This window comes from Pseudomonas sp. SIMBA_067, assembly GCF_046534675.1.
GTDB classification, from domain to species: domain Bacteria; phylum Pseudomonadota; class Gammaproteobacteria; order Pseudomonadales; family Pseudomonadaceae; genus Aquipseudomonas; species Aquipseudomonas putida.
Map to the genome: position 1 here is coordinate 1 of NZ_JAWRYH010001131.1, position 244 is coordinate 244.

The 244-nt window shown below is 64.3% G+C and carries 1 protein-coding gene; it reads right to left on the minus strand.

The window, feature by feature from the left end; genetic code table 11:
- Positions 1 to 244 (minus strand): LysR substrate-binding domain-containing protein (locus SB765_RS32820; RefSeq protein ID WP_410932918.1); only part of this gene is annotated, 244 nt, incomplete at both ends.

The window sequence follows — 244 nt, forward strand, 5'->3', positions numbered from 1 at the left end:
CGCAGGTAGCCGGGCGAACCCACCAGCCGGTGCTGGAAATACCCCAGGAACTTGGCATTGAGCCGTGAATCCACCGGCTGCCCACCGCGCATCACCACATCGAAACCTTCGCCGATGATATCTACCATGCGGTCGGAAAAGTCCAGGTCCAGCTCCACTTGCGGGTACAGCGCCATGAACTCGGCCAGCGCCGGCATTACCAGCCCGGTGACCTGCGGCATGCTCACCCGCAGGCGCCCGCGTG